This is a genomic window from Pseudomonas sp. 2822-17, from assembly GCF_002742485.1.
Lineage (GTDB): Bacteria > Pseudomonadota > Gammaproteobacteria > Pseudomonadales > Pseudomonadaceae > Aquipseudomonas > Aquipseudomonas cyclaminis.
The window spans coordinates 271288-294642 of record NZ_LJRZ01000300.1 but is presented as its reverse complement, the minus strand read 5'-3'; the positions used below and the strand labels follow the sequence as shown (position 1 = coordinate 294642).

Sequence of the window (23355 nt, the reverse complement as noted above, 5' to 3'; positions counted from 1 at the left end):
AGGTTTTAACATGGCTGAACGTCTGAATAACGACTTCCAGTTCATCGATGTCGGGCGCAAAGATCCGAAGAAGAAACTGTTGCGTCAACGCAAAAAAGAGTTCGTGGAAATCTACGAACCCTTCAAACCCCAGCACTCGGCCGACCAGGCCCACCGCTGCCTGGGGTGCGGTAACCCGTATTGCGAATGGAAGTGCCCGGTGCACAACTTCATTCCCAACTGGCTGAAATTGGTGGCCGAGGGCAACATCCTCGCCGCCGCCGAGCTGTCGCACCAGACCAACACCTTGCCGGAAGTGTGCGGCCGGGTGTGCCCGCAGGACCGTCTGTGCGAGGGCGCGTGTACCCTTAACGACGGTTTCGGCGCGGTGACCATCGGTTCGGTGGAGAAGTACATCACCGACACCGCCTTCGCCATGGGCTGGCGTCCGGACATGTCCAAGGTCAAGCCGACCGGCAAGCGCGTCGCCATCATCGGTGCGGGGCCGGCGGGCCTGGGCTGTGCCGACGTACTGGTGCGTGGCGGCGTGACTCCGGTGGTGTTCGACAAGAACCCGGAAATCGGTGGCCTGCTGACCTTCGGTATCCCGGAGTTCAAGCTGGAAAAAACCGTGCTGAGCCACCGTCGTGAAGTCTTCACCGGCATGGGTATCGAGTTCCGCCTCAATACCGAAATCGGCAAAGACATCACCATGGAGCAACTGCTCGAAGAATACGATGCCGTGTTCATGGGCATGGGCACCTACACCTACATGAAGGGCGGCTTTGCCGGCGAGGACCTGCCGGGCGTGTATGACGCGCTCGACTTCCTGATCGCCAACGTCAACCGCAACCTGGGCTTTGAAAAGTCGCCGGAAGATTTCGTCGACATGAAAGGCAAGAAGGTCGTGGTGCTGGGCGGTGGTGACACCGCGATGGACTGCAACCGTACCTCGATCCGCCAGGGCGCCAAGTCGGTGACTTGTGCCTATCGTCGTGACGAAGCCAACATGCCCGGCTCGCGCAAAGAGGTGAAGAACGCCAAGGAAGAAGGCGTGAAATTCCTCTACAACCGCCAGCCGATCGCCATCGTCGGTGAAGACCGCGTCGAAGGTGTGAAAGTGGTCGAGACCCGTCTCGGCGAGCCGGACGCCCGTGGCCGTCGCAGCCCCGAGCCGATCCCCGGTTCCGAAGAGATCATCCCGGCCGACGCCGTGGTCATCGCCTTCGGGTTCCGCCCAAGCCCGGCGCCGTGGTTCGAGCAGTTCCAGATCCAGACCGACAGCCAGGGTCGCGTTGTGGCCCCGGAACAAGGCCAGTACAAGCACCAGACCAGTAACCCGAAAATCTTCGCCGGTGGCGATATGGTGCGCGGCTCTGACCTGGTAGTTACCGCGATCTTCGAAGGCCGCAACGCCGCCGAAGGCATCCTGGATTACCTGCAAGTCTGACCCCGATCCCAGGTTGAAATGGGATCAAAGTGTGGGAGGGGGCTTGGCCCCGATAGCGGTGGTTCAGTTAAAGATACTGAGACTGACACACTGCAATCGGGGGCAAGCCCCCTCCCACATTTGTTTTTCCGGTGTGTTCAAGACACCGCGACAAATTGACCCGATAGACAAAAGGCACGGCGCATTCCGTGCCTTTTGCGTCTGGCTCTGAGAAAATGCCCGCACTTTTTTTGCGGATGCCGACATGACTGCCCTCAAGAACGACCGTTTCCTTCGTGCCCTGCTCAAGCAACCTGTAGACGTCACCCCTGTGTGGATGATGCGTCAAGCCGGTCGCTACCTGCCGGAATACCGCGCCAGTCGCGCTCAAGCCGGCGATTTCATGAGCCTGTGCATGAATCCGGAGTTCGCCTGCGAAGTCACGATGCAGCCACTGGACCGCTTCCCACAACTGGATGCGGCCATCCTCTTCTCCGATATCCTCACCATCCCCGACGCCATGGGCCAAGGCCTGTACTTCGAGACAGGCGAAGGCCCGCGCTTCAAGAAAGTCGTCAGTACCCTGGCCGACATCGAAGCGTTGCCGATCCCGGATCCACACAAAGACCTCGGCTACGTGATGGACGCCGTGAGCACCATCCGCCGTGAGCTGAACGGCCGCGTGCCGCTGATCGGCTTCTCCGGCAGCCCATGGACCCTGGCCACCTATATGGTCGAAGGCGGCTCGTCGAAAGACTTCCGCAAGACCAAGGCCATGCTCTACGACAATCCGCAAGCCATGCACCTGCTGCTGGACAAGCTGGCACAGTCCGTCACCTCGTACCTCAATGGCCAGATCATGGCCGGTGCGCAAGCGGTACAGATTTTCGATACCTGGGGGGGCAACCTGTCGGCGGCGGCGTACCAGGAGTTCTCCCTGGCCTATATGCGCAAAATCGTCAGCGGCCTGATCCGCGAACACGAAGGTCGCAAAGTGCCGGTGATCATGTTCACCAAAGGCGGCGGCCTATGGCTGGAAAGCATCGCCGACGCCGGTGCCGATGCTTTGGGCCTGGACTGGACCTGCGACCTGGGCGAAGCCCGCCAGCGCGTGGGCAACCGCGTCGCGCTGCAAGGCAACATGGACCCGACCGTGCTGTACGCCAAGCCGGAAGCGATCCGCGCCGAAGTCGGTCGCATCCTGGCCAGCTATGGCAAAGGTACCGGGCACGTGTTCAACCTCGGCCATGGCATTACGCCGGAAGTGAACCCGGAGCATGCCGGCGCGTTCCTGCGAGCGGTGCATGAACTGTCCGCGCAATACCACGAGTAAGCTTCCCTCCTGAAAAACGAGCCCCGTTTTGCCTGGCAAAGCGGGGCTCGTTGCGTTTCAGCGTTCGTTAAGCCCGGTCTTGGTAATTTGAGTTACTTGGGATTTTTCCTACAGCCTCGGTAACTCGTCTCGGTAAAAATCCTACCCGACGCTTCCACCCGCCAGCCACTGGCGTTAATTGTCAGGTGATTCCAGATGACTACCGTTTCCTACTCAACACGCCAGAAGTTGCTGCACTGGATCTCGGCCGTCGTCATTTTGTGGGCGTTGTTGTCGGGTTTCTTCGTGGCCGTGTTTACGGTGCCCGCGCCGGTCAAGGCATGGGTCGGCTTTTTCAATGTGTCGTTGACTACCCTCTACATCCCTGTCTTCGCCTTGCGGGTCTATTGTTCGTTTTCCCATGGCCTGGATTTCTCCATCAAGCGCTCACCGCAGGAATACATCGCGTTGTTGGTCCACAAGGCCATGTACCTGGTGTTGGCAGTGGTGTTGGCCACAGGGGTGCTGATGATGGATCGGCCGATCAATATCTTTAACCTGGTCTCCATCATGCCGTTCGACAGCGACCCGGCACGCATTGCCTGGTACACCCGCGTGCATGTGTTGTCTTGCGTGGGGTTGTTGTTGATGTTGGTCATGCATATTGGTGCGGTGGTGCTGCATGAGCGCAGGGGAAAGCGGGTGATGGCGCGGATGTCTTTTGAAAAGACACCCGGCGGTGAGTACGAGGATCAGGGAGTGAGGATTTGCTCGGCAAATCGTGCAACGACATGATCGAAGGCTTGTTGATCACTGAGTGCGGTTGCGCGCAGAGCCGTCATGATAGTTTTGAAGTCTTCATCACTGGCCTGGGAAAGAAAGTCGGGATCAAAGACGTGTTCAAGGGCGTTCTGGCGGCGATTGTTCAAGTAGGCGATATCCAGGGCGAGGACGTCGATCATCTTTACGGCGGGAGAGTCCTTTGTATCGGTTGCCTGAATCTGCCCGTTCAGCAGATACCGGAAACGCTGTTCACAACCGTCTTCCATTGGTGAGATATGCGCTGCATTGTCGAACCAGTTGCCTTTGAGATGTCCGCAATGTAACGGAGAGCCGGGCTTGGTTTCTCTGATGCAGGAGGCGTGGAGGTTTTGGTACTCAAGCGCCAACTCTTCGAAATGCTCTTGTGGGCGGAAGTGTTCGATATGGCTGGATCCAGTATCAATGTCTCTGCCGCAGTAACAACAAAAGCCGCCTTGCTCCAGTAAAAGACTGTCGTGCAGTTCACGTTTTTGCGGATGTCGCAGCGTTGAGTAAGTCGGCACCCAGTCGTCATTGGTTGAAGTTTTCCACTGGGTAAAAGAAGCCGGTTCAGTTCCCTTGAACACTTGTTTCATTTTCCGAGAATCTCCTTGCGGCGGATCAACGCTTGAGCACCTGCAAATTCGGGGAGGTCGGGCGCCAGTTCCTTGAGCGCCTGGAGTTGAGTTTTAGCTTTCTCCAATTCGTTGTCCTCGATGGTGCTGAACAGCTCGCTAAGGAGCGCTTCTATTTCGGGCTCTCGTTCGGATACTCCCATGATCTCTTCAAGAACCCGGCTGGAGTCAAGACCGTATGAAACGCGAGGATGTGAAGTGTCGCCGTTGTTCAGGAGCATAATCTCTTCAGGTCGCAGTCCGCCGATTATCTGGGGAGAGTGGCTTGCCGCGATGAACTGGATTTTTGGAAATGCATTTTTTAGCGCTGAGACGATAGTCCGTTGCCAATCTGGGTGCAGGTGAATGTCCAGTTCGTCAATCACCACTATTCCGGAGGTTTCTGCTAAGACGGTATGTCCTTTTTGCGGATTAAGAAGGCACATGCGGCGTGCTATATCGGCAATAAGCGCGATCATTCCACGTTGCCCGTCGCTCAGATTTTTGAACAGTAATGTGGTGTTGTCGTTCAAATTAACCAAAAGGCTCCGAATCTCAAGGTCATATTCGATGCCATTTGCATTGGGCAGGGCAAACTTCAAGGCTGCGTTAACCCAGTCGAGCTCATCACCGAATGGATTGGTGCTCTGGACGCGAGACATCCTTTGGAGTCGCTCAAGTGTTTTTCCTATAAACCAGCTTTCAAAGTCTTTTAGGCTTACAGAAGCGTCATACCAATTTTTATAGGCAGCTAGTCTGGAGGGCTGCTCGGCAATCGCCGACTCCGCCGACACATCAGTAGAAATCCATCGACGATTTGCTCGGTAAAAAGCAAACAGAGGAAGTTCCACAGGGGTTTCTGAACTTGAAGTATTGATTTCGTCTGCGATGTATACCGCCATAGCAGTATCTAAATTAGGTATATGACCTTGCCGAACTTGGCTTACCTCCCACGTAGGAAGTTCGAGTAAGTCACCGGTGGCTGTCAACGTTATTGGGTAAGCCCTTTCAAATCGATAACGGTCCTCGAACCTCAGAACTGTTGAGCGAACGTCAAGCTCAGATAACAGGCCTTCACTTTGGCCTAAACATCTGGAGATGTTGAAAAAGCTTGCCGCCACCGCCTGCAACAACGAAGTCTTGCCACTCCCATTAACCCCCACCACGAGGTTAAACCCCGGCTGAAAGTCAAAAGTGACATCTCCGTAGCAACGAAAATTCTGAATATGAAGCTGGTCCAGGCGCATTCTGGCTTTCCTTTACCAAGACTGACGAATGCCGTCAGTGTACCTTGGCCCGGCAGAACCGCCAGAGGCGCAGGTGTTACGCGCTTTTTGCACCTGCCAACGGCGGCAACTTCGCCAGCCTCAACGCCACCAGCAACGCGCCAATCAACAGCGCCACGATAAACGCACCAATGCCGTTCCACCCGGCAAGGTGCCAGAAGAATCCACCCGTAGTGCCCGCGACGCTGGAGCCAGCGTAATAGCAAAACAGGTACAACGACGACGCCTGCCCCTTGGCCTTGGTCGCACGGCGGCCGATCCAGCTGCTGGCCACCGAGTGGGCGCCGAAGAAGCCGAAGGTGAAGATCAGCATGCCCGGCACCACCAGCCACAGTGGGGAGAACAGGGTCAGCAGCATGCCGCAGAGCATCAGCACAATCGTGGCCCACAGCACGCGACGGCGGCCAAGGCGGTCGGCCAGGGAGCCGATTTTCGCCGAGCTGTAGATGCCCGACAGGTACACCAACGACAGCAGCCCGACCACGGCCTGGCTGAGGTCGTACGGGGCGGCCAGCAGGCGATAGCCGATGTAGTTGAACATCGTCACAAATGCGCCCATCAACAGGAAGGCTTCCAGGAACAGCCACGGCAGGCCCGCGTCCTTGAAGTGCATGACAAAGCCATCCACCAGGTTGCGCGGCTTTAGGCTGCTGGCGCGGAAGTTGCGCGATTCGGGGAGGATTCTCCAGAACACCGTGGCCGCGATCAGCGCCAGGGCGCCGATAATCAGCATCGCGGTGTGCCAGCTGACGAAGTCGATCAACACGCCGATGATCAGGCGACCGCTCATGCCGCCGATGGCATTGCCGCCGATGTACAGGCCCATGGCCAGGCCAATGTGTTGTGGGTGGATCTCTTCGCTCAGGTAGGTCATCGCCACGGCGGCCAGGCCGCTGAGTGACAGCCCCACCAGCGCACGCATCAGCAGAATCCCTTCCCAGCTCGGCATCAGGCCGCTGGCAATTGTGGCCAGGGCCGCACAGAACAGCGCAGCGACCATCACCGGTTTACGCCCCAGGGTGTCGGAAATCGGCCCGGTGATCAGTAGGCCCAACGCCAGCATCGCAGTGGACACCGACAGAATCAGACTGCTTTGCGCAGCGTTGATGGAAAACTCGTGGGACAGCGCCGGCATCATCGGCTGCACGCAGTACAGCAGGGCAAACGTGGCAAAGCCGCCAGAGAACAGCGCCAGCACTGTGCGCATGAACATAGGCGTGCCTTTTTCGATGAACACGTCATTGAGCTGAGCCACCACCTCATCCAGTGCAGTAGGCGGGACGTCTTGAGCGAGTGGCGCGACAGCAGATTTCACGGGGACCTCGGGGGGCAAAAGCCTGTCAGGGCTGGCAATGCAAAAAAGAATATAGCTGGCTAATGATTCTTTCCAATATATTGCTCGACCTGTTTGATAGCTTTTACGACCTAATGGGGTTTGCATGGAATTGCGTCATCTGCGGTACTTCATCGCCGTCGCCGAAGAGTTGCACTTTGGCCGCGCCGCGCAGGTGCTGGGCATCTCGCAACCGCCACTGAGCCAGCAGATCCAGGCGCTGGAGCAGGAGGTGGGGGCGCGGTTGTTCGAGCGTACCAATCGTCGGGTTGAACTGAGTGAGGCGGGGCGCCTGTTCCTGCACGAAGCACGGTTGGTGCTGGCCCAAGTGGATAAGGCGTCGGATGTAGCGCGGCGCGCACAGTTGGGTGAGTTGGGGGAGCTGAAGATTGGCTTCACCTCGTCCGCGCCGTTCAACGCCAGTATTCCCCAGGCGATCTTTGCGTTTCGCCAGGCGTTCCCGGCGGTGCACCTGAACCTTCAGGAAATGAGCAGCACCGAAGTGGCTGAGTCGCTGGTGGATGAGTCGATCCAGGTGGGGCTGATGCGGCCATTGCCGCTGCCGGATTCGTTGAGCGTGATCGAGCTGATGCGCGAACCGTTGGTCGCCGTCTTGAGCGCCGGTCACCCGCTGGTGGACGGCAGCGAGCGAGGCTTGCATCTGGCGCAATTGGCTGACGAGCCTTTTGTGTTTTTCCCACGTAGCTATGGGAGCGGTCTGTATGCCCAACTGCTGAACCTGTGCCGCGACGCTGGCTTCAGCCCGCACTTCGCCCAGGAAGCGGGAGAGGCGATGACCATCATCGGCCTGGTGGCGGCGGGGCTGGGGGTGTCGGTGTTGCCGGCGTCTTATCAGCGCATCCGCATTGACGGCGTGGTGTATCGCACTTTGCTGGATCCCGAGGCGGTGACCTCGGTATGGCTGGTACAGCGCAAGGGCGCGCAGACGCCGATGGCGAAGGCGTTTGTGGAGTTGTTGACGCGTAAGGCCGCCCAATAAAAACGCCGCGCTCTGTCAGCCAGAATGCGGCGCCTGATCTGAGGGCTGCTACGCAGCCCATCGCGGGCAAGCACGCTCACCACAGAATCTCGGTTTTACTTGGTGGTGCCCGTCTGCTCAAACAACTGTGCCGCCGAGCCCTGCTCAGCACTCACGCCATTGCTGCGCAAGCCGGCCATGATGTCGCTGTCCAGGTTGTTCACCCAGCGGTTGTAGTTGCGATGGATCTTGCCGTCCTTGTAGCCCAGGTCGCGGCTGTCACGGTAGGTGATGGCGTAGCTGTTGCGGGTGTAGCGGATGTCGATGGCGGCGTAGTACTGGTTACGCACGGTGATTTCGGCCTGCACCAGTTGCGGGCTCAGGCGCTGCACCGTCCACTCGCGTTTTTGCAGGGCGTTGACGATCACCGCCTTCATTTTTTCTTCACTGACCTGGGCGTTGACCGGCAGGTCATGCTGGGTGTTGAGCACCGGTTTGTTGGTGCAGCCAGCCGTGGTCAACAGGGCCAGGGTGATCAGGGTGGCGCGTAGCAAGGAAGACATTCCGTATTCTCCAATCGATTTAAAATTCAGGACCAGCGGCGGAAGATCAGCGACGTATTCACGCCGCCAAAAGCAAAGTTGTTGTTCATCACGTAATCGTGGTGCATCTCGCGGAATTCACCTTGCAGGTAATCCAGTTCGCCACATTGTGGGTCGACGGACTCCAGGTTGAAGGTGTGCACGTATTGGTTGCGGTTCATCATCTCGATGCTGAACCACGACTCCAGCGCCCCGCACGCCCCGAGGGTGTGGCCGAGGAAGCTTTTCTGCGAACTGATGGGCATGCGCTTGCCGAACAGGCTGCTGGTGGCCAGGGTCTCGGCGATGTCGCCTTGATCGGTGGCGGTGCCGTGGCCGTTGACGTAGCCAATCGCGTCGGGTGTCAGCCCGGCATCTTCCAGGGCCAGCTCCATGGCGCGGCGCATGGTTTTCTGTTCGGGACGGGTGGTGTGCTGGCCGTCGGCGTTGCTGCCAAAGCCGACCAGTTCGGCATGAATATGTGCACCCCGCGCCAGGGCGTGTTCCAACTCTTCCAGCACCAACATGCCGCCGCCTTCGCCGATCACCAGGCCATCGCGACCGCTGTCGTAGGGACGTGGGCTGGTTTGCGGGGCGTCGTTTTTCAGGCTGGTGGCGTAAAGTGCGTCGAACACCATGGCTTCGGTAGGGCACAGCTCCTCGGCGCCGCCGGCGAGCATCAGCGGCAGGCGGCCGAACTTGATCGCCTCGTAGGCATAACCGATGCCCTGGCTGCCGCTGGTGCAGGCACTGGACGTGGGGATCAGCCGCCCGGTCAGGCCAAAAAAGATGCTGATATTCGCCGCCGTGGTGTGCGGCATCATCCGCACATACGAGTTGGCATTCAGCCCCTCGGCCACTGAGTTCAGCAGCATATTGCCGAAGGCCTTGATCTCATCGGTGCTGCCGGTGGACGAACCACAGGCCACGCCCATGCGCCCGTCCTTGATCGACTCATCACCGAGCAACCCGGCGTCCTGCAATGCCTGCTCCGCCGCCCACACCGCCAGGCGCGAGACGCGGCCCATGCTGCGCAGTTGTTTGCGGGTCCAATGGGCTGGCACCACGAAATCATCGATGGGCCCGGCCAGGCGCGTGTTCAGTTCGGTAAAGCGGTCCCACTCGTCCATGCGCCGGATACCGCTGCGGTTGGCGCGAAAGTTGGCCGAGATGGTCGCCCAATCGCCGCCCAGGGAGGTCATGCCGGCCATGCCAGTGACGACTACACGTTTCATCAGCACAGGCCTCCATTCACGGCCAACACCTGGCGGGTGATATAGCCGGCTTCGGCCGACATCAGGAAATTCACCGCACCGGCGACTTCTTCCGGCGTGCCCATGCGCTGTGCCGGGATCATTTTCATCAGTTCTTCCACCGGTACGTTCTCGTCCAGCATCGCAGTGTCGATCAGCCCAGGCGCGACGCAGTTGACGGTGATCTTGCGCTTGCCCAGCTCGATCGCCAGGGCCTTGGCCGCGCCGATCAGGCCGGCTTTCGAGGCGCTGTAGTTGACCTGGCCGCGATTGCCGATCAGCCCCGACACCGAGGTAATGCACACGATACGCCCGGCGGCGCGACGGCGAATCATCGGCATCATCACCGGGTGCAGCACGTTGTAGAAACCATCCAGGTTGGTGCGCATCACCACGTCCCAGTCGTCTTCCGACAGGGCCGGAAACGCGCCGTCTCGGGTCAGCCCGGCGTTGAGCACCACGCCGTAGTAGGCGCCATGTTGCTCGACGTCCGCCTCAAGGATCTGCTTGCAGGTCGCACGATCCGCCACGTCGAATTGCAGCACCCGTGCTGTGCGGCCAAGGGCCTGGATTTCGACCTGCACCGCGTCGGCTTCGGCACGGCCGCTGCGGCAATGCAGCACGATGTCATGCCCGGCCTGGGCCAGGCGCAGGGCAATGGCGCGGCCGATGCCACGGCTGGAGCCGGTGACCAGTACGGATTCAGTCATGGCGTTTCGTCCTTCGATTCATCTAAATAAGTGGCCGCCTGGGGCGGTCGAAATACGTTCAAGCGGGCGCTGGCCTGGATACCGTCACCGGTCAGGTGGCATTCGAACACACCCATGCCGTTGTCGTCTTCCAGAGAGCGCAGGCCGTGGATGGTCAGCTCGGCGCCTGCCGGGAAGTGTTCCACGTTGCACTCGAACTTACGTGTGCCGAGCAGGAAGCCCAGCTCCACCGCTTCGCCTTTCTGGCGCGCACGGCAACCGGCGTAGGCGGCAACGCTCTGCGCCATCAGCTCGATGCCGACCCAGGCTGGCAGGCTACCGTCAGCGCGGTTGAACAGGCCGCCAGGCTTGACGGTGGTGCGGGTGTGGATCTGCTCTTCATCGAACGACAGCACCTGGTCGATCAGGATCATGTCGCCCGCGTGGGGCAGCAGGTCGGCGAGTGGCCAAGCGGTCATGGAGCCTCTCCGATAATCAGGCTGACGTTGTTGCCGCCGAAGGCGAACGAGTTACTCATCAGGCAGGGTTTTTCCAGGCTATCGCCGCTGCGCGCCCATTGCAGGGCAGGCAACGTGGGGTCGGCCTGGCCGTCCCACACGTGGGGTGGGACGCGGCCGTGGGTCAGGCTCAGCCAGCAAAACGCGGCTTCCAGTGCGCCGGCTGCGCCGAGGGTATGGCCGCTCATGGGCTTGGTGGATGAGCAGGCCACGCCGTCGGGGAACAGGCTGGCGACGGCCAGGCTTTCCATCGCGTCGTTGTGCTGGGTGGCGGTGCCATGCAGGTTCAGGTAACCGATCTGCTCGGGCGCCAGTTTTGCACTGACCAGCGCTTTGCGCATCGCCTGCAATGCGCCTTTGCCGGTAGGCTCGGGCGCAGAAATATGGTGGGCGTCGCAACTGGCGCCACTGCCCAGCAGGGCGATGGGCGCAGGCGCTTTACTCATCACAAACAGCACCGCTGCTTCGCCGATATTGATGCCGTTGCGGTTCGCCGAAAACGGATTGCAGCGCTCGTTCGACACGGCTTCCAGCGCGCTGAACCCATTGAGGGTCAGCTTGCACAGGCTGTCCACACCGCCGCAGATCACCGCATCGCACATCCCCAGGTCGAGCAAGCGCTGGGCGCTCATCAGGGCGCGGGCGCTGGAGGTGCAGGCGGTGGATATCACATAGGCCGGGCCGCTCAGTTGCAGCCAGTCGGCGAGGAAGTTCGCCGGGGCGCTGAGTTCCTGTTGCTGGTAGTCGTAGTCGCAGGGGAAGTGCTTGTCGCGCAGGTACAGGGCGATGCCGCGGCTGGCTTCGTCGATGCCCGAGGTGCTGGTGCCCAGCACAATGCCGACCCGCGAAGCGCCGTAGGTGTGGATCGCCTGGCGGATCTCGTCCTCGATTTGCAACGCCGCTTCCAGCAACAGTTGGTTATTGCGGCTGCTCTGCTGGCCGAGTTCCACTGGGATGGTCGCCAATTCGCCCCGCACACTGCCTACCGGCAGCACGCGCTCGGGCACCCAGCCGTTTTCGGCGCACATGCCTGAGCAGTCACCGGCAAACAGGTTGCGACTGACCTGCGCTTGACCCCGGCCAAGGGCGCAAATCACGCCAAGGGCGTTGAGGTAGGCGGTCATTGGGCGGCACCGAGCGGTGTGATGCGGTAGCTCATGGGTTGGCCGGTCATGTTCACGCTGAAGACTTCTGAAGACTGGTAGACGATCTGCCAATGCCCCGGCAGGGTCCGTGTGAGGTCCCTCGCCTGGGCGCTCGGATACAGCGCGCGCACGTCGTCCGCCGAGGTCAGGGCGAACAGCAGGGCGGCGAACAGCTCTCGCGCCTGGGGATTGGGCGGCAGCAAGCCATCGGCCTGCCAGGCGCCATCGATCAGTTTTTGCCGGGCCTGGGGAATGCCCAGCGGGTCCATCATCGACCAGCGGATGGCGCCGCCTTCGCGCTGGATCACCAGCAACCAGTCCTGGCTCTGGCCGTCGGCCTGGCGCTGCACATGCAGTTGCATCGGCAACGCGAGCGCGGGCGTTTTTTCCGGCAACGGCGGCTGGCTGGCGCAGGCGCTCAGCAGCAACAGGCAGCCGATCAACAGGCTGCGCATCATGGTGCGGCACTCGCCAGGGGCTTGCGCGCCACGCAGTTGACCAGGGTTTCTTCGCGCTGGCCCACTGGCGGCGGATTCCGCAGGCCCCAGCGTTCCAGCAGGCCGAAGTCGCTGGAACGGCTCCACCACAAGTACGGGTAAGAAACGTTCTGCGGCCCGAACTCAAAGCCCTGCTCGCGGAGCATCTGCAGGTATTCTTCGGCGCTTTTCTGCACGTGCATGGGGTGACGGAACAGCCAGCGGATCACCCACGTATCGATATAAGCCTCGGTGGATTCGGCAAACAGCAGGTAGCCCCCCGGCTTTAGCACCCGGTAAAACTCTTTGAGTGCGCGATGTTGTTCGACCAGATGATGGAAGGTCTGGTGGCAGAACAGGATATCGACGCTTTCGTCCGGCACATCGAGGGTCGCGCAGTCGCTGCCGATCAGCTCGATGGCCAGGCCCTGGCGTGCGGCTTCAGCCTTGCTCAATGCCAGGCTGTGGGGGTCGGCATCCAGGCCGATCAGGCGCTCGGGGGCGAACACCTGCTGCAAGTACCGGAACGACTTGCCCTGGCCGCAACCGGCGTCCAGCAATACCGGCGCCTCGGGCAGCGGGTCGCTGAACAGGCTGCGCAGGTCGTTGATTGCCACGCGCAGCACATGGTGCTGCCAGGTGTGGCTGCGCAGGAACCAGAAGCCGAATTTGGTTTCTTCGACGTAGTTTTTACTCAGGTATTGAGTGCTCATACCGGCTCACTCGCGCAAATCTCCGACAACATCCGCAACCGTCGCTTGGGCTCGCTGACAAACGGGTTGCGCTCGTCCCACGCGTAGCCGGCGAGGATCGCGCTGATCATGCGGCGAATTTCCGGCGAACTTTCGGGGTGGAAAATCACATCCTGGAACGTCCCCGCGTACCAGCCTTCGACGTAGCAGCGGAAGGTGTCGACCCCGCGCTTGAGCGGCGCGGCAAACTCGGTTTGCCAGTCTACGGTTTCGCCCTTGAGCTGACGGTCCAATAGGCCGGCCGCCATGCTGGCCGAGCGCATGGCAATGGTCACGCCGGAAGAGAACACCGGGTCGAGGAATTCCGCCGCATTGCCCAGCAGCGCAAAGCCCGGGCCGTGCAGGGTTTTGACGTTGGCCGAGTAGCCGCCGATGGTGCGCGCTGGGGTGTCCCACACCGCGTTGTGCAGCACGCCGGACAGGCTTGGGGTTTCGTCGATAAAGCCGCGCAGGCAGGCATCGAGGTCGGCGTCGCGGCTGTCGAAATGCTCCTTGGCCGCGACCACACCCACCGAGCACCGGCCGTTGCTGAACGGGATCGTCCAGAACCAGATATCGCGCTGGGTTGGATGAGTGGTTACCAGGATCTTGGTGCGGTCGAAACCTGGGTGTTCGATGCGGTCTTCAACGTGGGTGAACACCGCCTGGCGCACCGGGAAATTCGACGGCGCTTCCAGGTCCAGCAGGCGCGGCAGCACGCGGCCGTAGCCGCTGGCATCGAGCACGAACCTGGCTTTGAGGTGGTATTCGCTGCCGTTCTCGCGGCGTACATGCAGGTAGCGGCTATCGCCTGCGAAGTCCACGCCGACGATGGTCTCGCCGTAGCGGATCTCCACCCCCTGCAACGCTGCCTGGTCCGCCAGCAGCTTGTCGAACTCGCCGCGCTGCACCTGGAAGGTGGTCGGCTTGCCGTTGCTGAAGGTGTCACTGAAATCAAAAGCGCTGTAGCGCTCGCCCCAGGCGAACGCGGCACCGGTTTTTACCTGGAAGCCGGCGGCCTGCACGGCGTCGAGCATGCCGGCTTCTTCGATAAAGTCGATGCAGTGGGACAGCAGGCTTTCGCCGATCGAGAACCGTGGGAAATACTGGCGCTCGATGATCAATACATCATGCCCTTTGCGCTTGAGCAGCGCGGCGGCGATGGCGCCGGACGGGCCGGCGCCAATCACTACAACCTGGCGACGTTCCATTTCAACTGTGGGCACGAGGGCTCCTTGCCGCTTTGGCGATAATCCGATTCATAAGGCGTGTTTCTGTTGTCCGGCCCAAGGCGCCAGCATAAAGCTGAATGCCAGGCCGAGGCTGACCGATAGGCCGAAATTACTCACTGCCGGCGTGCTGGACACGGCCAGCAGACCAAACGACAACCAGGTCGTGAGCGCCGCCAGCAGCGTACCCAGCAGGCTCACGGCGGGGCCGCCGATCTGCTCGCGCATCAGGATCGCGTAGTCGACGCTGATCGCCGTCACCAGCAGCAAACCGAACAGGCTGAACAACGTCAGCGGCTGGCCCAGCCAACCGAGGCTGGCCAGGCTGCACAGTGCGGCCAGCAATGGCAGCGCGACGATGCGCAGGGCGCCGCCGAAACCAAACGGCAGGATCAGCAGCAGCACGATCAGCACGCACGACATCAATTTCAGTTGCGCGGCGCTGATCTGGGTGGCGGCGAACACGCGGTTCAGATCACCGAGGCGATCCACCAGATGCACGCCCGGCAAGTCCAGGGCCTGCACTCGCAACAGCGCCGGGTTGTTCAAGCCTTGCAGGCTGACCATTGCAGCGACGCCGCCGTCCACCGGGCCGAGCCACAGCGTACGCCAGGGTTCGGCCATCGGGCCGATCAGTGCGGCGTCGATGTCTTCGGTGGGCAGCGCTTGCAACTGCGCGACCTCGGCTTGCAGCGCGCTGGCCGGTACGCCGAGGTCGAGCAGCGGCTGCCAGTGCTGTGGCAGTGCGTTCAGGGCATCGCGCAGCTGTTGCTGCTGGGCGGGCAGGTTGACCAGTTGATTGAGCGCCAGGTAACCCTTGAGCTTGTCCATATTTACCAGTTGATCCAGGCGCTGGCCCAGCGCGGCCTGGCGTTCCAGCAGCTGCTGTTGATTGTCGGCGCGCACCAGGAAGAACTGGCTGGTGGGCTGGAAACCGGTAATCCGCGCCACGGCCTGGGCCTCTTGCAGCAACTGCGGCGGTGCGCCGATCCACTGGCGGATATCGTTTTTGCTGTTGAGCTGCCACAACCCGCCGGCGCAAAACAGCAGTACCAGCGCCAGCAGCACCGGGCTCGGCACGCGAGTGAGCAACGCCGCACGAACCTGCCACAAGCCTTCAGCGATACGCAGAGGCCATTGCGCCGGGCGCAACTCAACGCCTTTGAGCAAGGCCGGCAACAGGCACACGGCCGACAGATACGCACCGACCAAACCCGCAGCGGAGAACACCGCGATCTGGGTCAGCGCCGGGAACGGCGTCCAGGCCAGCGCCAGGTAACCGATGCAACTGGTGGCCAGGCTCAGGCTCAGCCCCGGCAGGGTCAGGCGCAATGCCGGCCAACTGCGCCACGGCTTGAGGCTCCAGCTTTTCGACAGGTAATGCAGTGGGTAATCCACCGCGACGCCGATCAGGCTGGAGCCAAGCACCAATGTCATCACATGTATCTGGCCGAACAGCGCCACACACGCCACCGCGCCAAACAACATGCCCACCAGCACCGGCACGAATGCCAGCATTACCCGCCAGCGGCGGAACGCCAGCAGCAGCAACAGCAGGATGCCCACGGTCGCGCCGCCGCCGACCCAGGTGATTTCCCGCGTGGCCTGCTGCTGACCATTGGCGGCGTACAACAAACCGCTGGCCGCCAGCAGTTGCGCGCCTTGCTGACCGGCCTGTTCGCGGCTCGCCTGGAGCAAATCCGCCACCTGCAGCGGCAGTTTCATGTCAAAGGCATTGCCGGTGGTGCGCGCACGCAACAGCACCCAGCTTTTGCCGTCGGCATCGGCGATCAACGCGCCGCTGCCGATATCCAACTGCACCAAGCCACGTTGCGGCTGGCTGTTCTGGATACGTCCGGTCAGGCCCAGCCAGTCATCCTGGCTCGGCACCAGGCTGAACCCGGTGAAGGGGTCGAACAGCGCCTGCACGCGCTGCTGGATAAAGGCGTCGGGGTGTTCGATCAGTTGCTCGCGGTCCTTGGTCGAGAGCATTGCCAGTCGACCACGCAGCAACTGTTCGCGCAGCGCAGGCAGGTCGGCCTGCAGGTTCCACTGCACCTTTTCGAACAGGCCGCTGGCCTGCCAGCGTTCGCCCAACTGTTGCGCCACGTTCACCGCTTGCTGGCGGTCGGCATGCCCCACCAATACCAGCATCTCGCGGTTCAGCGGTTCCTGCATGCGCTGTTCGGCCTGCAGCTCCAGGGCGTCCGGCGTACTGCCCGGCACCAGTTCCATCAGGTTGGCCGACAGCGGCGCGCCATGGCGCCACTGCCAGCCGGCCAGGGCCAGCACGGCCACCAGCAGGATCAGGAACAGGCGCGGCAGCAAGCGCTCACTGGGCAAAGTCGTGTTGCTCCGCGTCGCTCAACGGTTGTTCGGCGGTGCTGTCCTGCATGCGCAGGAGGGTGCTGTCGCCTTGGGTTTCCCGCAGCTCGATGGTTTGCACGAGGGCGCCACCGTCGATATTGATCTGGGTGAACACCTGCTTCAGCAGCAGCGAGCGCGGGATCAGCGTGAGTTTCCATTGTGTGGCCTCGCCTTGCAGTTGCAGCTCGAAATCCCGCTGCAAGCCGCTGCTGTCGCCCTGGAGTACCGCGAGGAACAAGCGATTCTGCTCGGCACCGGCGCTCTTGTTTGGCAGCGTTTGCCAGCCATTGGCGTCACGCCGGGCGATGCCCTGGGCGCTGATGCGGTAGTCCTGTTGCAACGGGGTCTTGAGCAGCCACAGCAGGCCGTGGTCTTTGGCGAGGACGAAGGTGCCCTTGCTGACCAACGGCTGCGGCAGGGCGCGCAGGTGTTTTTCCTGGATGAAGCTGCCGTGGATCACGGACGGTTTGGCCAATTGATCGCTGAGTTGTTGCAGGTCAAACGCGTGAGCCAGGCCTGGAATGCTTAACAACAGGACTAGCGCTGCCACAGGGGATCTCATTTCAAGGCTCTCTCTACGGCGTCAGTGAATATTTTGGGCGAGGCCAACTGCATCTCGCGGCTGGCCATCTCCACCGCCACTTGCACGGTGGTGGCGCGGGTCAGGCGCTCGCCGCTGGCCAGGTCCGTAATCAGGTAATTGACCTTCAAACGGTTCTCCCATTCCACCAGGCTGGCGCGCACGTTGATGGTCTGGCCAAACACCGCGCCGCGCACATAGCGCAACTGCATGTCGATCACCGGCCAGGCGTAGCCGGCTTCGAGCATCGCCGTGTAGTTGTGGCCGATCTTGTCCAGCAGCGCGCAGCGCGCCACTTCGAGGTATTTCACGTAGTGCCCGTGCCACACCACGTTCATGGTGTCGACATCGAAAAACGGTACCAGGATGTGTGTGTCGCTGTGCAATACGCCGGGGCTACGCATGCAGCCTCCAGTGTTGCTCGGCGATGCGTTGCAGACACAGGCGCAGTTCGCCTTCCAGGGCGCGGTCTTCGATCACTGGCGGGAAGTCCTTGGCCAGTTCCTCGTGCATGGCGGCCAGCGCCGGTGGCAGCGGCCGCGCATCCTCGGCCTGTGCGCGCAGCCACACACCTTGGTTGGCGGCGAGCAAGGTGGCAGCTGCAACCTGTTCGGTCAGCTCCAGCACGCGGATTGCGTCGCGGGCGGCGATAGTGCCCATGCTGACTTTGTCCTGGTTATGGCACTCGGTAGAGCGCGAGAACACGCTGGCCGGCATGGTGTTTTTCAGCGCTTCGGCGGTCCAGGCGCTGGTGCCGATCTGCACGGCCTTGAAGCCGTGGTTGATCATGGCGCGGTCGGCGGGCGCGCCCGACAGGTTGCTCGGCAGGCCGTGGTTGTAACGCACGTCCACCAGCAGCGCGAGTTGCCGGTCGAGCAGGTCGGCGACGTTGGCCACCAGGGTCTTGAGGCTGTCCATGGCAAAGGCGATATGCCCGCCGTAGAAGTGCCCACCGTGCAGCACGCGCTCTTCTTCGGCGTCGATGATCGGGTTGTCGTTGGCGCTGTTCAGCTCGATCTCGATAAACGAACGCAGCCAGTTCAGGCTGTCGGCCAACACGCCGAGCACATGGGGCGCGCAGCGCAGCGAATAACGATCCTGCAGGCGGTGCAGCGGCGCGGTCGGCGCATCAATCGCTAGATCCTTGCGCAGCCAGGCCGCGACTTGCATCTGCCCAGGGTGCGGCTTGGCGGCGAACAGGCGCTCGTCGAAGTGTTCCGGGTTGCCTTGCAGCGCCACCACGTTCAGCGCGGTGATGCGCGTGGCCAGTTGCAGCAGGTAGTCGGCGCGGGCGAAGGCCAGGCAGGCGAGGCCGGTCATGACGGCGGTGCCGTTCATCAGCGCCAGGGCTTCCTTGGGACGCAACACCAGCGGGTCCCAACCCAGCTCGCGGTGCACATCGGCAGCCTGGCGACGTTCGCCACGGAACATCACCTCACGTTCGCCCGACAGGGTCGCGGCCACGTAGGACAGCGGCGTCAGATCACCGCTGGCACCCACCGAGCCCTCTTCCGGGATCAGCGGCAGCACGTCGTGTTCCAGGAACGCATGCAGGCGCTCCAGCAGCTCGACACGCACGCCGGAAACGCCGTGGCACAGCGACTGCAAACGTGCGGCCAGCACCGCGCGGGTGGCCTGTGCATCGAGCAGTTTGCCCAGGCCGCAACCGTGGAAGGTGTAAAGGTGACGGGGCAGGGCCTCGACGTGCTGCAACGGCACCGCTACCACGCACGAGTCGCCGTAGCCGGTGGTTACGCCGTAGATCACGCCTTCCTTGTCCAGCAGCGAGTCGAGAAACTGCGCGCCCTTGGCGATGCGCTGGCGATACGCGGCGTCGCCCTGCAACTGGGGGGGCGCCTGACGGTTGGCCAGGGCCAGCACGTCTTCGATGCGCAGGGGGCGTTCGCCAAAGGTTACCGGCTCAAGATGCGTCGTCATCGGTCTTCCAGAAAGGGTAAAAGTTGAACCATTGTTGGGGCGCTTGCAGGCAGAACTGGCCCAGGCGTGCGGCGTAGCGTGCGGTCCACTGAGCGATGACCTGCTCGCGGGTGCTGCGTTTCCATTCGATCAAGGGTGTGAACGGTTCGATCGTCAGGCGGTAACGGCCATTGTGCTTGAGGCACATCAGCAGGTTGACCGGGCATTTGAGCAGGCCGGCCAGCAGCCACGGACCTTGAGGGAACGCGGCGTCATGGCCGAGAAAGTCCACGCGCACCGTGCGCCCGCCGTGCAGGGGCACGCGGTCGCCGGCAATCGCCAGCCACTCACCTTCGTCCAGGCGCTGGCTGAGCAGCAACATGGTCGCCGGGTCCAGCTCGCTGACCTGGATCAGGCGCAAATGGGTAGCACCGGCTTCGCCCAGCAGGCGGTTGAATTGTTCGGCGTGCTTGGTATGCACCAGCACGTTCATGGTGACTTGCTCACCGATCTCGGCCAGGGCACGGCACACTTCGAGGTTGCCCAGGTGTGCGCCCACCAGCATCTGCCCGCGCTCGCCACGCAGTTGCCCACGCAATTGCGCGGGGTCGTTGATTTCGATCTGTTCCAGGCGCAGCTTGCGGTTCCACACGTCGAGTTTGTCGAGCAGGGAATCGGCGAAGGCCATGAACTGGCCAAATACTTTGCGGTGGCTGGGGCGCAACTCATCGCGCCCGCTCCACTCGGCCAGGCGCTGTTGGTATTGCCAGGCGCTCTGGCGCGCGCTGCGGCCAAACAGGAAGAAGTACAGCACGATGCCATACAGCACCGGGCTCAGCAGGCGGCGGCCGAGGACTTTGGCCGCGAAGGCGGTGAATTTCATCAGCCAGTAGCTGCCGCGCTCTTCGCGGTCGGCCCAGTGTCGGGTGTTGTCGCTCATGCCTGCCACCGCCGCCACAGGATCATCGGCGCACGCACCAACATGCCGAAGAACAGCCGCGTGTGCATGGCGCTGATACGCACGTTGTCGTGAAACAGACGAAAGTGCGACAGGCCGTCAGTGGGGTAATGCACTTGGGTCGGCAGCCAGCGCATCGGCTGGTTGCGCCAGGCCAGGCGCACCAGGATGTCGGAATCGAAGTCCATGCGCGTGCCGATATAGGCCGAGTCCATCAGCGCCAGCACCGGTGCCAGCGGGTACACGCGAAAGCCGCACATCGAGTCGCGGATCTGCAGCGACAGTGTGTTGATCCACACCCACACGTGGGTCAGGTAGCGTGCGTACAGGCGGCCTTTGGGCACGCTCTCGTCGTATTCGGGGTAGCCGCAGATAATCGCGTCGGGGTGTCTGCGGGAGGTGTCCACAAACGTCTCGACTTCGCGCAAATCATGCTGGCCGTCGGCGTCCACTTGCAGGGCGTGGGAGTAGCCCAGGCGCGCGGCTTCGCGGAAGCCGGCCATCACTGCGCCGCCCTTGCCTTGGTTGCTCGGCAGGGTCAGCAGGGTGACGTTATCCAGGGTCGCCAACTGCGCCAACACGGCGGCGCACGCCGGGCTGCTGCCGTCGTCTACCAGCAGGCACGGCAGGCCGCTGTTCAACAGGCTGCTCACCACGGCTGGCACTGCGGCTTCATGGTTATAGACCGGGATCAGGGCACAGGGCTTATGCATGCTCGGCCACCAGTTGGATCCGGCCACTGGAACACGCCGCGACGCCGTTGCGGTAGGCGAAGTACAGCTTGCCGCGCTCCCGGTCGAAGCGCAGGTGCAGTTCGATACGGTCGCCCGGTCGCACCAGTTGCTGGAACTTGAGCACTTCCATGCCGGCGAAGGTCGCGGGCAGGTCGAGCAATTGCTGGCCCAGGTTGAACGCCCATTCCACCTGCACCACGCCCGGCAGCACCGGCGTGACCGGGAAGTGCCCGCTGAAGTAGGCCAGGTCCGGCGGCACGCTCAGTTGCACGGTCCATTCGCCATTGGCTTCGCTCTGCTCTAGCACCTGCGGCGCCTTTGGCCGTGGCGCCAGCAGCAACGCGGTCACATCGGCCTGGGGCAACTTGCCTTGGGCGTTCAGCGGTAACTGGCGCAGCAGACGCCAGCGACGGGGCAGGGCCAGGGCTTCGCAATGCTGGCTCAGATGTTGGCGCAGGGTTTGAGTGAGGCTGCGGCGGCCTTGGTTGCGCAGGGCGTGCAAACCCTCGGCGCTCAGCACTACCAGGGCGCCGAGTGAGGCGCGGCTCTCTTGCACCACGCCCAGGCGCGTTTCCGCGACCCAGGGGTGAGTCATCAGCGCCTGCTCCAGCATGGGCAGGGAGATGCGTTTTTCTTCCAGTTTGACGATGCGGTCCAGGCGGCCGAGCAGCTCGAAGCGGCCATCGGCGTGGATGCGCGCAGCGTCAGCGGTTTGTTCGATATGCCCTGCGGGCAGGTAAGGCGAGGCGATGCGCAGCGCGCCGTCGGCGTCCTGGCTCAGCGCCACACCGGCAAACGGCTGCCAGGGTTGCGCACCTTGGCGCCAGGCGATGCCGCCGGTTTCCGAGCTGCCGAGGATTTCCGTCGGCCATTGCTGCAAACGCTCGTAAAGACTGGCGGCGGCTTCGACGGGTAAGGCGCCGCCGGAGGAAAACACCCGCGACACCTGGCTCAGCGCCGGCCAGTCGAGGTTGTCGCCCATGCGCTTGAGCAGTGCCGGGCTGGCCACCCAGGCGAACTGCGTGTGCTCGCGGCTGGCGCGCTGCAAGTCTTCGGGGAAGGCCAATTGCTTGCGCATAAAGGTGCGACCGGCGCACAGCGGCCACAGCACGCGGAACAGCAACCCATAGATGTGCTGGGTGGCGACGCTGCCGATGATGCAGGCGTCTTTAAGGTCCGCACCCCACAAGGTTTCCAGCGCTTGAACCTCGTTGGCCAGTTGGCGCAGGGTCTTGTCGATACGCTTGGGTTCGCCGCTTGAGCCGGAGGTGCACAGGCTCAGTTGGCAGCTGTCCAGGTCGAGCGCGGCGCCAGGCAACGGCGCCTGGTACAGCGCGTCGAGATCGGCAGCGTCGACCAGCCAGGCATCGACGGCATCGGCCCAGCGTTGGCGGGTCTGGGGCTGCAGATCGGCAGGCAGCAGCACGCTGACCCCGGCGCGCCAGGCGCCCAGCAGGGCGATCGCCAGCACACCGGCATCTTCCAGGTGCACCGCCAGGCGCCGAATGCCGCGCGTTTGCAGGCCCGCGGCCAGACTGAGGGATTGCTCCCACAGCTGGGCGTGATTCATGGCAGGTTCGGTCGTGACCCAACGCTGTTGCAGCGGCTCAAGCAGCAAGTGCTCAAGTTTCAACCCATTCATATGCGGCCTCGAACCCTTTGTCGTACCAGCCATTCCACGGCAAACAACAAACCCATCAGCCCGTAGGCGATCAGGCCGTTGTACAACGTCCACCAGCTCAACGGCGCCCACAGGGTGAGGGCGGCGGCGAGCAGGCCATTACACAGAAAAAACACGCTCCACACCACGGTGACCTGGCGTGTATACACAATCGCATGGGGCGGCAGTTGCGGGTCGGTCATGCGGGCCAGGCGCTCCACCATCGGCGGGCCGTATTTCAGGCTCAGCCCAAAGAGCGCCAACATGAACGCACTGACCAGGCTCGGGTACCAGCGCAGCAAGTGCGGGTTGTCGAACCAGGCCAGCAACAGGCAAAACACGATCACCGCCAACGCCATCCAGCGGCTGCCGGGGCGTGGTGCGCCGGTAAACGCGCGCAACAGCCAGAGGCTGCCCAGCAGCAGCCCGAATTGCCACGGTGCAAAGTGCTCAGTGCCGTAATACACCGCGAAGGGGTACAGCAGCCCCGCCAACAACAGGCCAAGGCCGATCAGCCGGCTCATGCGGCGGGTTGGACCAGACGGTACACCGCCTCTACCACGTCGTTCACGGTGCGCACGGCCTTGAACTCTTCGGCGGCAATCTTCTTGCCGGTCTGGCGCTTGATGTGGTCGATCAGGTCCACGGCATCGATGCTGTCGATTTCCAGGTCTTGATACAGATTGGCGTCCAGGGTGACGCGCTCCGGGGGGAGTTCAAACAGTTCCACCAAGGCATCGCGCAGGGTGTTGAAAATATCGTCACGAGTTTGCATGGTCCGGTC

At 62.2% G+C, this 23355-nt stretch carries 24 protein-coding genes; 4 read left to right on the top strand and 20 right to left on the bottom strand.

Annotation, left to right across the window (positions count from 1 at the left end; all coding sequences use genetic code 11):
* Positions 1 to 10: 10 nt before the first annotated feature.
* The 3 genes from AOA60_RS06905 to AOA60_RS06895 all read left to right on the top strand — a co-directional run bounded on the left by AOA60_RS06905 (position 11) and on the right by AOA60_RS06895 (position 3515).
* Entirely contained in the window at positions 11 to 1429 is a 1419-nt protein-coding gene (locus AOA60_RS06905) for an FAD-dependent oxidoreductase (protein WP_016979195.1), read from the top strand.
* Between the two features lie 244 nt (positions 1430 to 1673).
* Positions 1674 to 2741, top strand: coding sequence for a uroporphyrinogen decarboxylase (hemE, locus tag AOA60_RS06900; protein ID WP_099583783.1), 1068 nt, complete (start codon positions 1674 to 1676; stop codon positions 2739 to 2741).
* Positions 2742 to 2936: 195 nt separating this feature from the next.
* Complete coding sequence (locus tag AOA60_RS06895) at positions 2937 to 3515, top strand: cytochrome b/b6 domain-containing protein (RefSeq protein WP_099583781.1); 579 nt, start codon at positions 2937 to 2939, stop codon at positions 3513 to 3515.
* Here AOA60_RS06895 and AOA60_RS06890 read toward each other — a convergent pair.
* The 3 genes from AOA60_RS06890 to AOA60_RS06880 all read right to left on the bottom strand — a co-directional run bounded on the left by AOA60_RS06890 (position 3473) and on the right by AOA60_RS06880 (position 6736).
* Entirely contained in the window at positions 3473 to 4117 is a 645-nt protein-coding gene (locus AOA60_RS06890; RefSeq protein ID WP_099583780.1) for a retron system putative HNH endonuclease, read from the bottom strand. The two genes, AOA60_RS06895 and AOA60_RS06890, sit on opposite strands and share 43 nt — an antisense overlap.
* Complete coding sequence (locus tag AOA60_RS06885) at positions 4114 to 5382, bottom strand: AAA family ATPase (RefSeq protein WP_099583778.1); 1269 nt, start codon at positions 5380 to 5382, stop codon at positions 4114 to 4116. The genes AOA60_RS06890 and AOA60_RS06885 overlap by 4 nt, the downstream gene beginning before the upstream one ends.
* Positions 5383 to 5458: 76 nt before the next feature.
* Positions 5459 to 6736 carry an MFS transporter gene (locus AOA60_RS06880; protein WP_099583777.1) on the bottom strand — a complete coding sequence of 426 codons (1278 nt, stop codon included), beginning with the start codon at positions 6734 to 6736 and terminating at the stop codon, positions 5459 to 5461.
* Between the two features lie 124 nt (positions 6737 to 6860).
* On the opposite strand from AOA60_RS06880, the gene AOA60_RS06875 reads away from it, so the two are divergent.
* Positions 6861 to 7754, top strand: coding sequence for a LysR family transcriptional regulator (locus tag AOA60_RS06875; RefSeq protein ID WP_099583775.1), 894 nt, complete (start codon positions 6861 to 6863; stop codon positions 7752 to 7754).
* 95 nt (positions 7755 to 7849) lie between these two features.
* Here AOA60_RS06875 and AOA60_RS06870 read toward each other — a convergent pair whose 3' ends face one another.
* From AOA60_RS06870 to AOA60_RS06790, 17 genes are read right to left on the bottom strand one after another with little or no spacing between them, the layout of a single operon-like run.
* On the bottom strand, positions 7850 to 8296 hold the full coding sequence (locus AOA60_RS06870; protein ID WP_099583774.1) for a hypothetical protein: 447 nt from the start codon (positions 8294 to 8296) through the stop codon (positions 7850 to 7852).
* A gap of 26 nt (positions 8297 to 8322) precedes the next feature.
* Entirely contained in the window at positions 8323 to 9549 is a 1227-nt protein-coding gene (locus AOA60_RS06865) for a beta-ketoacyl-ACP synthase (protein WP_099583773.1), read from the bottom strand.
* On the bottom strand, positions 9549 to 10277 hold the full coding sequence (gene fabG / locus AOA60_RS06860) for a 3-oxoacyl-ACP reductase FabG (protein WP_099583771.1): 729 nt from the start codon (positions 10275 to 10277) through the stop codon (positions 9549 to 9551). The genes AOA60_RS06865 and fabG overlap by 1 nt, the downstream gene beginning before the upstream one ends.
* Positions 10274 to 10735 (bottom strand): hotdog family protein, encoded by a 462-nt coding sequence (locus AOA60_RS06855; protein WP_099583770.1) that lies wholly within the window; start codon positions 10733 to 10735, stop codon positions 10274 to 10276. Before AOA60_RS06855 ends, fabG begins: the two co-directional genes overlap by 4 nt.
* Entirely contained in the window at positions 10732 to 11898 is a 1167-nt protein-coding gene (locus tag AOA60_RS06850) for a beta-ketoacyl-[acyl-carrier-protein] synthase family protein (protein WP_099583769.1), read from the bottom strand. The genes AOA60_RS06855 and AOA60_RS06850 overlap by 4 nt, the downstream gene beginning before the upstream one ends.
* Positions 11895 to 12377 (bottom strand): hypothetical protein, encoded by a 483-nt coding sequence (locus AOA60_RS06845; RefSeq protein ID WP_099583767.1) that lies wholly within the window; start codon positions 12375 to 12377, stop codon positions 11895 to 11897. The genes AOA60_RS06850 and AOA60_RS06845 overlap by 4 nt, the downstream gene beginning before the upstream one ends.
* Complete coding sequence (locus AOA60_RS06840) at positions 12374 to 13108, bottom strand: class I SAM-dependent methyltransferase (RefSeq protein WP_099583765.1); 735 nt, start codon at positions 13106 to 13108, stop codon at positions 12374 to 12376. The genes AOA60_RS06845 and AOA60_RS06840 overlap by 4 nt, the downstream gene beginning before the upstream one ends.
* A complete protein-coding gene (locus AOA60_RS06835) occupies positions 13105 to 14352 on the bottom strand; it encodes an NAD(P)/FAD-dependent oxidoreductase (RefSeq protein ID WP_099583764.1) in 1248 nt (415 codons plus the stop codon). The genes AOA60_RS06840 and AOA60_RS06835 overlap by 4 nt, the downstream gene beginning before the upstream one ends.
* 33 nt (positions 14353 to 14385) lie before the next feature.
* Positions 14386 to 16698 (bottom strand): MMPL family transporter, encoded by a 2313-nt coding sequence (locus AOA60_RS06830; protein WP_099583762.1) that lies wholly within the window; start codon positions 16696 to 16698, stop codon positions 14386 to 14388.
* Positions 16688 to 17284, bottom strand: a complete 597-nt coding sequence (locus AOA60_RS06825) for an outer membrane lipoprotein carrier protein LolA (protein WP_099583761.1) — start codon at positions 17282 to 17284, stop codon at positions 16688 to 16690. Before AOA60_RS06825 ends, AOA60_RS06830 begins: the two co-directional genes overlap by 11 nt.
* A complete protein-coding gene (locus tag AOA60_RS06820; RefSeq protein ID WP_099583759.1) occupies positions 17281 to 17706 on the bottom strand; it encodes a thioesterase family protein in 426 nt (141 codons plus the stop codon). Before AOA60_RS06820 ends, AOA60_RS06825 begins: the two co-directional genes overlap by 4 nt.
* The gene (gene hutH / locus AOA60_RS06815; RefSeq protein ID WP_099583757.1) at positions 17699 to 19240 is read right to left on the bottom strand and encodes a histidine ammonia-lyase; all 1542 of its coding nucleotides are present in this window, start codon (positions 19238 to 19240) and stop codon (positions 17699 to 17701) included. Before hutH ends, AOA60_RS06820 begins: the two co-directional genes overlap by 8 nt.
* Entirely contained in the window at positions 19224 to 20159 is a 936-nt protein-coding gene (locus tag AOA60_RS06810; protein ID WP_099583756.1) for a glycosyl transferase, read from the bottom strand. Before AOA60_RS06810 ends, hutH begins: the two co-directional genes overlap by 17 nt.
* On the bottom strand, positions 20156 to 20890 hold the full coding sequence (locus tag AOA60_RS06805; protein WP_099583755.1) for a glycosyltransferase family 2 protein: 735 nt from the start codon (positions 20888 to 20890) through the stop codon (positions 20156 to 20158). Before AOA60_RS06805 ends, AOA60_RS06810 begins: the two co-directional genes overlap by 4 nt.
* Positions 20883 to 22553 (bottom strand): acyl-CoA synthetase family protein, encoded by a 1671-nt coding sequence (locus tag AOA60_RS06800; protein ID WP_099583754.1) that lies wholly within the window; start codon positions 22551 to 22553, stop codon positions 20883 to 20885. The genes AOA60_RS06805 and AOA60_RS06800 overlap by 8 nt, the downstream gene beginning before the upstream one ends.
* Positions 22550 to 23095, bottom strand: a complete 546-nt coding sequence (locus AOA60_RS06795) for a hypothetical protein (RefSeq protein WP_099583753.1) — start codon at positions 23093 to 23095, stop codon at positions 22550 to 22552. The genes AOA60_RS06800 and AOA60_RS06795 overlap by 4 nt, the downstream gene beginning before the upstream one ends.
* Positions 23092 to 23346 carry an acyl carrier protein gene (locus tag AOA60_RS06790; protein WP_003187949.1) on the bottom strand — a complete coding sequence of 85 codons (255 nt, stop codon included), beginning with the start codon at positions 23344 to 23346 and terminating at the stop codon, positions 23092 to 23094. Before AOA60_RS06790 ends, AOA60_RS06795 begins: the two co-directional genes overlap by 4 nt.
* Between the last annotated feature and the right edge of the window lie 9 nt (positions 23347 to 23355).